Below are 13,263 nucleotides of genomic sequence, written 5' to 3' on the forward strand. Positions count from 1 at the left end.
AGTTCCGTTAAAACGGTCCCCAATTCATCATGACTCCGATTGCGAGGAAGATGATGCCGAGTACTGTCCAAATCAGAAGAAGCGGCAATACAAAGCGAATCCATTTAGTCCAAGCGATTCCGGCAATCGCTAAATTCGCCATCAATATGCCGGATGTCGGTGTGATAACGTTCGTGAATCCATCCCCCATCTTATATGCCTGCACCGCCACCTGCCGTGGTATTTCCATCAAATCGGCCAATGGGGTCATGATTGGCATGACGATGACGGCTTGTCCGCTTCCTGATGATACGAGAATATTAAATAATTCATTGGCAATAAACATCACAATGGCTCCGCTGACACTTGTAAACGGGGTCATTACACTGGCCATGCCTTGAACAATCGTGTCGAGAATTTTGCCATTCTCCAAAATAACGACAATGGAACGCGCCATTCCGATAATCATCGCGCCATAAACGAGCCCTTTTGCCCCTTCAAAGAATTCTTTGACAAGACGATTTGGCGTCAACTTGGCGATGACTGCAGTTCCGACCGCTATGATGATGAAAATAGCCGCCATTTGGTTCAAGCTCCATCCATATTTGAACACGCCAAATACGTAGAAGGCAATTCCTAACACAAGCCAGAGCAAGACCAACTTATGTACACCGGTAATTTGTACTTCCTTGTTCAGCTCTTCCCTTTCTTCCGTTTTCGGGAACGGGTTGCTGCCTAGTACACTCTTCATCGGGTCCTTTTTAATTTTCTTAACATACCACGCCACATAAAGTATGGTGGAAAGCAAGATAGCAATGTAGATGATGATTCGATAGCCGATTCCCGAGAATAGCGGAAGCTGTGCAATCTGCTGGGCGGTTCCAGTTGTCAGCGGATCTAAAAATGCCGTATTGAAGCCCGCATAGGCACCTAAATAGATAATCGAAACACCGACTACCGCATCCAGTTTCATCGACCGTGCCAATATAATTCCGATTGGAATAAAAGCGATAACCGCATTGACTATAATTCCAAGTGTTCCGAAGATCGAAAACAGCACCATGACGATAGTAATTAACACGATTTCCTTGTTCTTTGTCTTTTCAATCGTCTTTAAGATAAGCGCATCGATTGCCCCAGTCGATTCGATAACCGCAAATGATCCCCCAATAATGAGTACTAGGAAAATTAACGGTGCAGAGGCGATCATTCCATCTTGAATAGCTAGGAACACATCCATCGGACTTGCTGATGAGGATTCAATCTGCTCATAGCTATCCGACACAACGATCGTGACGCCATCTACCTCTTCCCTTTGGAATTCACCCGCCGGAATGATATACGTCAGGATCGCCATCAATACTAAAATCATAAATAAAATGACATATGCATCGGGTATTCCTAACTTCCATTTTTTCTTCTCCACTCTACCACTCCATTCTAAATTGTTCTACTATTCCGTTGACTAATCTAAGAATAAATCATATAATTTATTTTGACAACAATAAATTATATGATTTATTCTAAAGAAGGATTGGTATAGTCATGACGTACTACTCAAAAACAAAAAAAGAATATGAACAGCTGACCCCGGGACTTAAGAAAGTAGCTGAGGTTTTGCTTCACAATCCAATCCTCTTCGCAACCCATCCGGCCAAGAAGATTGCCCAAGTGCTGGATGTAAGTGAAACGATGGTTGTCCGTTTTTCTAAAGCCATTGGATACGACGGATTTGGTTCGCTACAGGCAGATGTTCAGCGCAGCCTCTTGACGATCGGGCCGCCGGAAGAAAAAAACGCAGATAAACATCCTTTTAGTGTAGTAATGGAAAGCGACAGCAAAAATATCGTTCAAATTGCGGATAGTCTGGAATGGGATGTCGCGGAGAACATTGTGGAATGTCTGGTCGGCGCAGAAACCATTAAAGTGATTGGATACTATCAATCCTTTGCCTACGCACATTGGTTTACCGTCCTGCTGAACACGCTTCTCGGAAATACATCCTTATATCGCCCTGAAACGGATATCGGCATCACCAAACAAGGAAGCGCTCACTGTGTCGTCATCTTCTCTTATTACCGTTATGCGCTCGGGACGATCCGTTTGGCGGAAGAGGCCCGGCAAAATGGGAATGAAGTAATTTTGATAACAGATTCGCTTTCATCTCCAGTTGTAGAATTTGCAGACCATACACTTGTCATCCCAATTGCGCAAAAATCCGTTTTGGAAAAAGGGCCCGCCACCTTTTCTGTGCTAAATAGCCTATTGCTACATATCGCAAATCGAATCGGCAAGCTGGATCTCATTAATCCGACAAACAATTATTATATAAAGTGATCTTAGGAGGTTATTCATTTGGTTAATCAATTCAAGGAACAAGTACTGGACACATTCAATCACTTGCACACGAATCCAGAACTGAGCTGGGAAGAAGTAAATACAACAGCCTACATCAAGAAACAGCTGAAGGAAGCTGGCTGTACTGTCACCGCTTTTGACGATTGCACCGGGGTTTTTGGGGATATCGGAAATTTCTCAGGAGATGTGCCGATTATTGCCGTACGCGCCGATATGGATGCATTATGGCAGGAAGTGGACGGTGAAATGAAAGCGAACCATTCTTGCGGCCATGATGCCCATATGACGATGGTGCTTGGTGTGTTATGGAATATCAAAGAACAGCCGGATATGCTAGAGCGGATCGGCATCCGTTTCATCTTCCAGCCGGCCGAAGAAGTTGGCAGCGGGGCGTTGAAGCTTGTCGAAAAAGGGGTTGTCGACAATGTCGATTTCTATTACGGCATCCATCTTCGTCCGTATCAAGAGACAGAGAACGGAAAAGCGGCTCCAGCAATCATTCATGGGGCGACAGGTTCCATCGAATTCGAAATTCGAGGAGATGATGCCCATGGCGCACGTCCTCATCTCACCCATAACGCAGTGGAAATCGGTACCTATATCGTCAATGCGATTCATACCATCCACCTCGATCCGAATGTGGCCCATTCTGCGAAAGTGACCCGCTTCCTTGCAGGCGGACGCAATACAAATATTATACCAGGGAACGCTTCGTTGGCAGTCGATCTTCGCGCACAGCAAAATGACGCCATGGAGCAGCTTGTCAAACGAGTACATGCCATTTTGGATTCCGCTCGCAGTTTATTCAATGTGACGATCAATATTACTGAAGATAGTGGAATTGCAGCGGCCGAAGTCCATCCCGAGGCTGAAGAGATGGCCAGAAAAGCGATCGTAGCGGTATTAGGTGAAGAAAACACAACACCGCCCATCATCACGCCAGGCGGAGACGACTTTCATTTTTACACAATTAAGAAACCGCATTTGAAAGCGACGATGGTCGGACTTGGCTGCGGCCTCCAGCCTGGGCTCCACCATCCGAACATGACATTCGATCGGGACGCCATGTTCAATGGCATTGAAGTACTTACAAAGATTCTTGAATTGCATGCGAAAGGGGAAAATGAAGAATGAAATCTGTAACAATCAAAGAAGTCATACTCCATCATATCAACGTATCACTGATCGCACCGTTTACGACGAGCTTTGGCACAATGCAACATAAGGATGTCTGCCTAGTGGAAGTTATCGATGAGTCGGGATTGTCCGGCTGGGGAGAAACTGTAACAAGCGACGAGCCGTATTACAATGAGGAAACAACTTTCACTACGGTTTATATGCTAAAGGAATTCTTGATTCCCCGCGTTATCCATAGGGAGATCAAACATGCTGAGGACGTTCACGATATGCTGCAATTCGTACGCCGCAACAATATTGCGAAAGCCGCAATCGAAACTGCTATTTGGGATGTCTTTGCCAAAAAGAACGGCCAATCGATCGCAGAACTGTTAGGTGGTCGGAAGCACGAAATCGAAGTCGGAAAAAGCATTGGCATCCAAAAGGATCCTGCGACGCTTGTCGAAAAGGTTCGGGAATATGTCGAAGAAGGCTTCAGGAAAATAAAAGTTAAGATCAAACCCGGTGCTGACATTGATTATATTGCCGCGGTACGAGAAGCATTTCCCGATATCCCGTTAATGGCGGACGCAAATTCCGCTTACACATTGGCAGATATCGAACATTTAAAACAGCTTGACCGTTTCCAGCTCATGATGATCGAACAGCCGCTGGCGCACGACGATATTATCGACCATGCCACTCTACAAAAAGAAATGCAAACGCCGATCTGCCTGGATGAAAGCATCCATACATTGGAGGATGCTAGAAAAGCAATCGAACTGGGCAGCTGCAAAATCATTAACATTAAGATCGGCCGGGTCGGCGGGCTGACTGAATCGAAACGGATCCATGATCTCTGTGAGGCGAATCAAATTCCTGTTTGGTGCGGCGGCATGCTTGAAACCGGCGTTGGCCGGGCACACAACATCCAGATGACGACATTGGCTAACTTTACGATACCAGGCGATACTGCCCCTTCCTCCCACTACTGGGAAGAAGATATCGTAACACCGGAAATCACAATGGACCACGGAATCATAAATGTCCCTTCCGGCACCGGCATCGGTTATGAGATTGATCGGGAGAAACTTGCCAACGTTTTATTGCGGACTGAGAAGGTAACTTCTGCCGATAGCTCCCACCCTATTCCTTCTTAATGTATCACCTGTATCGGACATCCATTTTCCGGTACAGGTGTTTTTAGTAGCACACGCCCTCTTTCTAACTAGTCTTTTCTTCTCCTTCCACCTTTACTTTCCAAGGAATTAAAACCCATTTTAATCAATAAAAATCGTTTTTTCCTCTATTGCCTCTTTCTCTAACAGGTATTAGTATTCATTTAAAAATGAAATGTTCAAAATAGTCTAAAGTCCCGGTTTTAATATATATATTAAGTTTCCTTATTTATCAACGTTTTGTCACACTTGCGCAACAATCCACATTTGCCTGACATAGAGTAAAACTACTGTAATTTATTTATGAACTTAGTAATATACTATCAATTTGGATTTTTTAGATAATAATATATAGATTACGACCTTTTTTTCATGTACTGTAAGAGTAGACAACGAGATAAACAGACGTCGACACCAAAGAGGACCTGCAATGAAAATGGAGGGGGGAAATGGTGTTTTTCTTTTTGTTCTTTTGCGGGTTCTAAAAAAATCAAGGGAGGAATGAAATTGAGGAAACGGGGTCAAATACGGTTTTTCAGCATCGTCGCAACTGTCATTATGGTCTTCTCGCTACTTACGCCTAGTTTTGCGAACGCCGAGCTGAATAAATTGAGTGAATCACTTCGCGGATCTAGCGGGCTCTCTAAAGAAAAAGTGAGTCAACACTTGCTAGATGACTTCAAGAAAGATGAAATGGTCACGTTCTTAATTAAGTTCAAGGAAAAGGCGGATACAGAGAAAGTGGCTGCCGAAGCAAAAGCGCAAGCCAAACAATCTAATCTATCCGCAAAGCAAACGGTTATGATGGCGCGTTCAGCGGTCGTATCCGAATTGCGTGCAACTTCTCTCGAATCCCAGCAAAACGTCCAGCAGTATCTTGAACAGCAAGCGAAAGAAGGAAAGGCAAAGGATATCACTTCGTATTACATCGTCAACGGCATGGCCGTAACAGCGACGAAAGAAGTGGCAGAAGCGCTAGCCACATTCGAAGAAGTTGAGAAAGTTCTTCCGAATGAAATGCGCCAGCTCCATACGACAAAAGTCGAAGATGCAGCTGCACCTACAGCTGAAATTGCAAACGTCGAATGGAATATCGAAAGAGTCAACGCTCCTCAAGTATGGAATATGGGCATTGACGGAACTGGAACAGTTGTAGCAAGCATCGACACAGGCGTCCAGTGGGATCACCCTGCATTGAAATCAAAATATCGCGGATACAATGCAGCTACTGGAGCAGTAGACCATAATTACAACTGGTTTGATGCGACAGCTGGCAGGACAACACCGTACGATGACATTGAACACGGGACGCACGTAACCGGCACAATGGTCGGCAGCGAGCCGAACGGCAGCAACCAAATCGGCGTAGCACCTGGAGCAAAATGGATTGCTGTTAAAGCATTCACTCCAGCTGGTGGTTCAGACCGTGATCTTTTGGCTGCAGCTCAATGGATTCTAGCACCAACTGATGCGAACGGCAATCCTCGTGTCGATTTAGCTCCTGATGTTGTTAACAACTCTTGGGGCGGCGGCCGAGGTCTAGACGAGTGGTATCGTGACGTTGTTATTAACTGGCGTGCAGCTCAGATCTTCCCTGAATTCTCTGCCGGCAATACGACACTTTCAAACCCTGGGGGCCCTGGCTCAGTCGCAGCGCCATCCAACTACCCAGAATCATTTGCAACTGGCGCAACAGATATTAACGACAAAGTGGCGTCATTCTCACTACGTGGCCCATCGCCATATAATCACATTAAGCCGGACATCTCTGCACCTGGCGTAAATATCCGTTCCTCCATCCCTGGCGGCGGCTATGAAGGCGGATGGAATGGCACATCGATGGCAGGTCCTGCCGTTTCAGGTGTAGCAGCATTGCTCCGTTCAGCAAATGCCAATATTACAGTTGATGAAATGGAACAAATTTTACTTTCTACTGCAAGACCATTAACAGACAGCACATATCCGACGACACCAAACCATGGTTATGGATATGGACTCGTGGATGCCTACGCGGCAGTTTCCTCCATTGCCAGCGGTCTTGGCAAATTGGAAGGACAAGTAACAAAACAAGGGGAAGATTCGCAACCACCTACTTTCGAACACACTGCCCCTGCAGAGACTTACGAAGGAATGGATTTAGATCTTACCATCTCTGTTAAAGATAACATCAGCGTCTCTTCTGTTACTTTGAATTACAAAGATACAAATGGCCAATGGCAATCGATGGAAGCTACACGTAAGTCAGGAGATTATTTAGATGGAACTTACGGAGTCAAGATTACAGGTGACAAGATTTCCGGCCAGTCGTTCACGTATAAGTGGACAGTTAACGACTTCGGCAATAATGTCGTCACAAGCCCTGAATATACAGTCCTTGTAAAACCGGGCATCACAGTCGGCTATTTCGAAAACTTCGAACAAACACCTATCGGCTGGACGTCATTCGGAAACAATAACAGCTGGCAGTGGGGTGTTCCGACATCCGGTCCTGGACGTGCGTCCTCCGGAGAGAAAGTATATGCGACAAATCTTGCTGGCAACTATGACAGCAATATGAACGCAACACTCGTAATGCCGCCGGTTGATTTGCCAGAGGGCAATTCATTCTTGCAATTCAAGCACTGGCATAATTTCGAACAGTCCTCCTCAGGAAGAGCGTGGGATTATGGACATGTATTCATCTCCACAGACAGAGAAAATTGGACACAGCTTTTGATGGTGCAAGGAGCATCCAATGGCTGGATCGACGCGGAAGTAAACCTATCTGAGTATAGCGGGCAACGCGTATATCTTGGTTTCAATGCATTCTCTGACGGCAGTGTCGTACGTGAAGGTTGGTATATCGATGATGTAGCGCTTAGCAGCACATCTGCAGCTGGCAAAGGTACATTGCAGCCAATCAAAAACAAACTGGGCTCCAATGATGCTTCCGGATTGGAAAACATCAAAAACAGCGGCCTGAAGAAGCCGGACGGATTGATTGAAAAAGGCAAGGATGCAATGGAAACACCTGTTGATCCTAAGACAATCAAACCAGCAATGCCAAAAGAAGAAGCAGCTCCTCCAGTTGAAGGAGGAAACATCGGGCCGGTACTTCTGCCTCTTGGCGCTCAAGTGAGCATCCTTGAGACAGACAGATCTGTCTATACAAACCCTGCAAATGGATCGTACTCGATAACTTTAGGAGCCGGCACATTCACTGCTAAAGCAGAAGCGTACGGCTATCAGTCCAAAGTACAATCCGTCACGATCAATGCAGATGAAACGACTACTGCAAACTTCACTTTGGAAGAAATGCCACAAGCTACTATTACTGGTACAGTGACAGATTCTTCTTCTGGTGAACCGATTGCAGGGGCAACGATGTTGCTAGTAGAAGATGCAAACATTTCACCAGTTGAAACGGATGCATCCGGTCAGTATTCGATCACAGCCTATGAAGGCGATTACACATTAAAAATAATCGCACGCGGCTATCACCCGCAAGAAGCATCCGTTACGATTGGCGGCCAATCGACGTATGATTTTGCATTGGAGCCTTTCTTCACATATCCGGGCGACGTAATCGGATATGATGATGGAACTGCGGAAAATGCACGTGCATTCTATGATGCCGGCAATGGTTGGGGTGTTAAAATGTCACTCCCTGAAGGCAGTGATTCCGGTATCGTTTCAGAAGGTCATTTCAGATTCTGGACGACAGACTGGCCATCTCCAGGCGGAACTGGCTTTGCCGTGGAAGTTTGGGATGCATCAGGCGCGGATGGAACGCCTGGCAAGAAGCTTGCCGGCCCATTTGATGCTCAGGCGAAACGGAATGGCGAATGGACGGTAGTAGACCTCTCCGAACACAATATTGTCGTCAATGGAGATTTCTACATGGTGTACATCCAAACAGCCGCTAACCCGTATGCACCTGGTCTGGCTACGGATGAAGATGGCCCGAATGCAGGAAGAAGCTACCAATTTGTGAACGCTTGGACACCTGCACCAAAGGATGAAGGAAACTATATGATTCGGGCGCGTGTCAATTATGAAGTATTCGCACCCGTCATTACGTCTCCGGAATCCGGCTCAGTGACGAATGAAAAGAATGTGAATGTTGAAGGTAAAGCAACACCAACAACGTCCATCACACTGACGAACAACGGTGAAGAAGTGGATACGGTCGTTGTCGGAGAGAACGGCACATTCTCGATTCCTACTGTTCTGACAGAAGGAGAAAACACTTTTAAAGCAGTATCCAAGCTGGACGGACGCACAACAGGCGAATCAGAAACGGTTACTGTTATCCTTGATACAGTCAAACCGGAATTGACGATTACTAATCCGAAAGACGGAGATACGACAAATCGTGAGACAGTAACAGTTGAGGGTACTGTAGCAGATGACAACCTGAAGTCTGTGACGGTCAATGGCCAAGCGGCTACTGTTTCCGAAAACGGAACGTTCTCTAAACGTCTCCTGCTTGATGCGGGTATGAATGAAATCGTAGTAGTCGCAACAGATGCAGCTGGTAACCAAGAAACAAAATCAGTCCGCATCAAAGCGAAATATGATGGACCTCAAATTACAAACCTCGTTCCGACTGAGGATGTTTACTTGACGACAGGTAAAACAGTCAAATTCGAATTTGACAGCGAACCTGGTCTAGCAGCGACATTTATGATTCATATGCCGCTGACTGATGTAGGCAGCGACATCTCCAATGCCACTGAATTGCCAATGCGCGAAGTAACGCCAGGCCACTATGTCGGCTACTGGACAGCACCACTTGGCGTCGTTGCGAAAGGTGGACAAATTGAGGTGAAGGTTATCGACTCCTTCGGAAACGAAACACGGCAAACAGCAAAAGGCAAAATCTTCGTCAATGCCGGACAAACGAACGGAGCAACTGACGAAGAAGCAACTGAAGAACCAGCAGAAGCAGCTGGAGAAGTGACACCTGAATCATAAAAGAATACCGCCAAACCGAACATTCGGTTTGGCGGTAGTTTGTTTTGCTGGTTGTTTCTAATTCAGGGGGTTTTCAACAAGTCCCTGACATACTTGGCAGCTTCCGATTCTTCATCCACGAACTCTGTATACCAGCCATTTTCTGAACGCCCGGCAATTGTGATCAATTGACCAGCGATGGAACGGGCTTGAAGAACAGCATTTTGTAAATCTTCTCTCTGCATCTTATTGAGCTTCCCATTTTCCTTCAGTTCCTCAAGCAAGTAAATAACCGTTTCGAGCGTTCCTGACAGAAGTGAAATGTCACTTCGGTAGAGACCATGAAAATACTGATTGGATCGGCGTAAACCATCAATATATGCATCCAATAATGCCTCACCGCTTTTTTCCTGCAACCGTTTTTCCCATTGGTCGATGTCGACATCGTAAAAAGGTTTGAGAGAATCGATTGTCTCCTCCACCGATTCCCGATTCAAACCGCCAATCCGGTCTTTGTAAGCCCTGTTTTCACGGTGAAGATCGACATTCCAATTAAGTAGAAGAATGATGGCCACACTAAAGACCAGCACGATATTCTTTTTATTCACTTCCTGCGTTCACCTCGCTATTTTGGACACTATTATAAAAAGACCGTAGCCAATCATGACACCGACTGTATTCAAAATAACATCATCAATATCGGAACTGCGGCCAATGAAGAATTGGAATCCTTCAATTAAACAAGTCACACCGAAACCGACAAGGAAAACCTTCCACCAAGCGTGAAACTTCCGCCAAAGCATGGGTACAAACAATCCGATCGGTGAAAAAATGAGCATATTCCCTACTATATTCACTAAAGAAACGCTTTCCCAATCACTGACGTGCTCATTCGATTGAATAAACATGGAAACCGTCCGAAACGGAACGAGATTGACTCTGGCTATTTCACTTGTTGTGATGAAATGGAAATACCATGTATCTGTACTAGAATCAAATCCCCCATCCCATTTTGGTATGACTGTCTGGGATGCCAGCCCCACTATGTATAAACAAAAGAGGGCAACCGCTAACTCCCTTAGAACAGTAGTATGCTTTTTCCCTCTTTTTAAAAATAAAATCCTGGCAAGCACATAAAACGGCAATGCTGCGGCCATATAAAGAGCCATATTTTCAACATACATTCGAATAAGCCCCATGTCTCTACCTCCCTGCCCTGCACGTCATATGGACATAAGTATTACAGCCATCCCTTATCTCTGCAAATGGCAATGGCTTCCACTTTATTCTTAGCTTCCACCTTCTGCAAAATTTCGGACATATAGTTCCGGACAGTACCTGCTGAAAGGTATAATTCAGCTCCGATTTCCTTTGCTGTTTTCCCGTTTGCCGCCAATTGCAACACTTCTCTTTCCCGCTCACTCAACGGATTATCTTCGTGATAGGAGTTCATTATCAACTCAGCAGCAAATTCCCGTTTACCATCCATTACATTTCGAATGGCAGACGCCAGATCATGAATCGAACCATCTTTCAGCAAATAGCCGTGGACTTTCGCCTTTACAGCACGTTCAAAATAACCGGGGCGGGCAAATGTCGTCAATATGATGACTTTTGTCGAAGCACCCATTTCATTTAACCGGGCAGCCACTTCGAGACCACTCATGATTGGCATCTCAATATCGAGAAGGCAGACGTCCGGTTGCAGGCGATTAATCATTTCCAACGCCTTTTCCCCATTCTCCGCTTCTCCAACCACCTTAAAATCTACCTCAAAATCGAGAAGGGTACCAAGTGCGCCTCGCAATATTCGCTGGTCTTCCGCAATAATAATTTGAATCATTATACAATGGCCTCCTCAGACTTCACTACGAGTGGTATATCAATTAATAAACATGTGCCATTTTCGGATTCAATGGCCAGATTCCCTTCAATTAAGGAAAGGCGCTCCTCCATCCCTTTTAGCCCATTGCCGCGTTCTGCCGGAACCATTCCAATTCCATCATCGCAAATACGCATTGCACATACACCTTGGCCCATAGATAATTGAACCGTGCAATTGGCCGCATTGCTATGCTTAACGATATTAGTCGAGGCTTCACGTAAACAAAGCCCGGCAATATGATGTTGAAGCGGTGAAAGTTCGGACAATCCCTTATCCATTTGAACCTGCAACTTAACGCCACCTGCTGTTAATATTTGCTCGGCATGCGCAAGTTCTTCTTCAACCGTACTATAACGCATGTCGGATACGAGCTCTCTTACTTGCGACAAGGCAGATCGGGATGCTGTTTCGATCTCTTGTGCAGCAACCCCTACTTTGTCTGGATGAGATGCAACCCGCTGAATTACCTGGCTTTGCAATGTGATCAACGATAATGTATGGCCTAGTGTATCATGCAAGTCTCTCGCAATCCGGACCCGCTCCTCTTGTTTGATCAGTGTTTTGATTTGTTCATTCGCGACGTCCAGCCGTTGCTCTAAATCCATCCGTTCATTCATATGGCGGATGCCGAAAGGAGACATAATCATAACGACGAGAAACGGAAGAAGAAACAGGATATTGGATAATCCATTTTGGTAATAAATCCAGCCGAGGCACAGGACAAGTACGACAATGAAAAGATTTACGGCCGACTTAAAATGTATATTGTTCGTAAACCAGCCTATAAAATTCGATGTGAAAAATCCAAGCAATAGATTATAAGGACTGTAGAATACAGTCAACGCTACGATAACCGCCATCTGAACAACAAGCCACCAGGCGACATTAGTGTCTTCCTTTGAATTATAAATAGACCAGTAAGAAACGAGGAAAAGCAGCAATAAGCCGTAGCCCATTACTGCCATTGACTGCTTTTCACTGTGGATGACATGAAAAAGCGGCATGAACAAATATACTAAAAAAATATAAGGCGTCACGCCAAAACGTTTAGGGAATAATTCGAAACTCTTCATCTCATACCACTTCCTGTTTCTTTCTGCTATATACTGATAATACCATGAATAGCAGAAGGTACATAACTAATATCAGAACATTCTTTACCTCAGGGACATCTCCACGGATGATAGCCCATGCTCCATTGCCATAATGAAAAGCCGGCAGCCACATGCCGATGGATTGTACCATTTTCGGCAAGATCTCCATGGGCATCCACAGCCCACCTGTTATCGCTAACAATAGGTAGAAAATATTGCTGACACCAGAGGCGGTATCTACTTTTTTCATGGTCCCGACAAGCAATCCCATCGCTAAAAACGGAGCCGATCCAAGTAAAATCCACAAACCGCATAAAACCCATTCGCCCATTGGCATTGTGACACCATTGATTAGAAAGCCTGAAAGAAATATAATGCCTATGGAGAAAATATGGACTGCCGATTGCCCGACCATTTTTGCTATAAAATAACTCGATGCAGGTAATGGTGTAACGCGCAACATTGTCGTCCAGCCTTCGCTTTTTTCTTGTACCATCCGGATGCCAAGCGTCATGATCGCACTGCCCATCACACTAAATGCAGCGATGGACATAAGAAAAAGGGCGTTCCACTCCGCTTGATTTTCCATCCCTTGATTGACCACTTTCGTAAAAATAACATAAAAGACAATCGGCATAAGAAGCGACCAAAAGATGAAGTAAGGATTACGGAAAATTCGTATCACTTCTATTTTACATTCTCTTAGCAGCATGCTCAT

At 45.3% G+C, this 13,263-nt stretch carries 10 protein-coding genes; 4 read left to right on the forward strand and 6 right to left on the reverse strand.

Annotated features, from left to right (window positions below; all coding sequences use genetic code 11):
• Positions 1-7 precede the first annotated feature (7 nt).
• Positions 8-1,405 carry a YfcC family protein gene (locus ACSW3C_RS17375; RefSeq protein WP_486564057.1) on the reverse strand — a complete coding sequence of 466 codons (1,398 nt, stop codon included), beginning with the start codon at positions 1,403-1,405 and terminating at the stop codon, positions 8-10.
• Between the two features lie 119 nt (positions 1,406-1,524).
• Here ACSW3C_RS17375 and ACSW3C_RS17380 point away from each other — a divergent pair, with 119 nt between their 5' ends.
• From ACSW3C_RS17380 to ACSW3C_RS17395, 4 genes are all read left to right on the forward strand, one after another.
• A complete protein-coding gene (locus ACSW3C_RS17380) occupies positions 1,525-2,316 on the forward strand; it encodes a MurR/RpiR family transcriptional regulator (protein ID WP_486564058.1) in 792 nt (263 codons plus the stop codon).
• Positions 2,317-2,334: 18 nt separating this feature from the next.
• The gene (locus ACSW3C_RS17385; protein WP_486564059.1) at positions 2,335-3,471 is read left to right on the forward strand and encodes a M20 peptidase aminoacylase family protein; all 1,137 of its coding nucleotides are present in this window, start codon (positions 2,335-2,337) and stop codon (positions 3,469-3,471) included.
• Entirely contained in the window at positions 3,468-4,613 is a 1,146-nt protein-coding gene (menC, locus tag ACSW3C_RS17390) for an o-succinylbenzoate synthase (protein ID WP_486564060.1), read from the forward strand. The genes ACSW3C_RS17385 and menC overlap by 4 nt, the downstream gene beginning before the upstream one ends.
• A 519-nt stretch (positions 4,614-5,132) precedes the next feature.
• Complete coding sequence (locus ACSW3C_RS17395) at positions 5,133-9,587, forward strand: S8 family serine peptidase (protein ID WP_486564061.1); 4,455 nt, start codon at positions 5,133-5,135, stop codon at positions 9,585-9,587.
• 62 nt (positions 9,588-9,649) lie between these two features.
• On the opposite strand, the gene ACSW3C_RS17400 is transcribed toward ACSW3C_RS17395, so the two are convergent.
• Genes ACSW3C_RS17400 through ACSW3C_RS17420 form a run of 5 tightly spaced genes read right to left on the reverse strand, consistent with a single transcriptional unit; the run spans position 9,650 to position 13,263 of the window.
• Positions 9,650-10,174 carry a hypothetical protein gene (locus ACSW3C_RS17400; RefSeq protein WP_486564062.1) on the reverse strand — a complete coding sequence of 175 codons (525 nt, stop codon included), beginning with the start codon at positions 10,172-10,174 and terminating at the stop codon, positions 9,650-9,652.
• 9 nt (positions 10,175-10,183) lie between these two features.
• Positions 10,184-10,765, reverse strand: coding sequence for a VanZ family protein (locus ACSW3C_RS17405; protein ID WP_486564063.1), 582 nt, complete (start codon positions 10,763-10,765; stop codon positions 10,184-10,186).
• Between the two features lie 41 nt (positions 10,766-10,806).
• Positions 10,807-11,409, reverse strand: a complete 603-nt coding sequence (locus tag ACSW3C_RS17410; protein ID WP_486564064.1) for a response regulator — start codon at positions 11,407-11,409, stop codon at positions 10,807-10,809.
• Positions 11,409-12,524: a sensor histidine kinase gene (locus ACSW3C_RS17415; protein WP_486564065.1), complete on the reverse strand. Its 1,116-nt coding sequence runs from the start codon at positions 12,522-12,524 to the stop codon at positions 11,409-11,411. The genes ACSW3C_RS17410 and ACSW3C_RS17415 overlap by 1 nt, the downstream gene beginning before the upstream one ends.
• A gap of 1 nt (position 12,525) precedes the next feature.
• A complete protein-coding gene (locus ACSW3C_RS17420) occupies positions 12,526-13,263 on the reverse strand; it encodes an ABC transporter permease (RefSeq protein ID WP_486564066.1) in 738 nt (245 codons plus the stop codon).

Source organism: Sporosarcina sp. AD_1, from assembly GCF_057373025.1.

What these genes read in the sequence shown, in the direction of transcription:
- ACSW3C_RS17380 (WP_486564058.1), top strand. Translation starts at nt 1,525, where the DNA reads ATGACGTACTACTCAAAAACAAAAAAAGAATATGAACAGCTGACCCCG.
- menC (WP_486564060.1), top strand. Translation starts at nt 3,468, where the DNA reads ATGAAATCTGTAACAATCAAAGAAGTCATACTCCATCATATCAACGTA.
- ACSW3C_RS17395 (WP_486564061.1), top strand. Translation starts at nt 5,133, where the DNA reads ATGAAATTGAGGAAACGGGGTCAAATACGGTTTTTCAGCATCGTCGCA.
- ACSW3C_RS17405 (WP_486564063.1), bottom strand. Translation starts at nt 10,765, where the DNA reads ATGGGGCTTATTCGAATGTATGTTGAAAATATGGCTCTTTATATGGCC.
- ACSW3C_RS17410 (WP_486564064.1), bottom strand. Translation starts at nt 11,409, where the DNA reads ATGATTCAAATTATTATTGCGGAAGACCAGCGAATATTGCGAGGCGCA.
- ACSW3C_RS17415 (WP_486564065.1), bottom strand. Translation starts at nt 12,524, where the DNA reads ATGAAGAGTTTCGAATTATTCCCTAAACGTTTTGGCGTGACGCCTTAT.
- ACSW3C_RS17420 (WP_486564066.1), bottom strand. Translation starts at nt 13,263, where the DNA reads ATGAGCATGCTGCTAAGAGAATGTAAAATAGAAGTGATACGAATTTTC.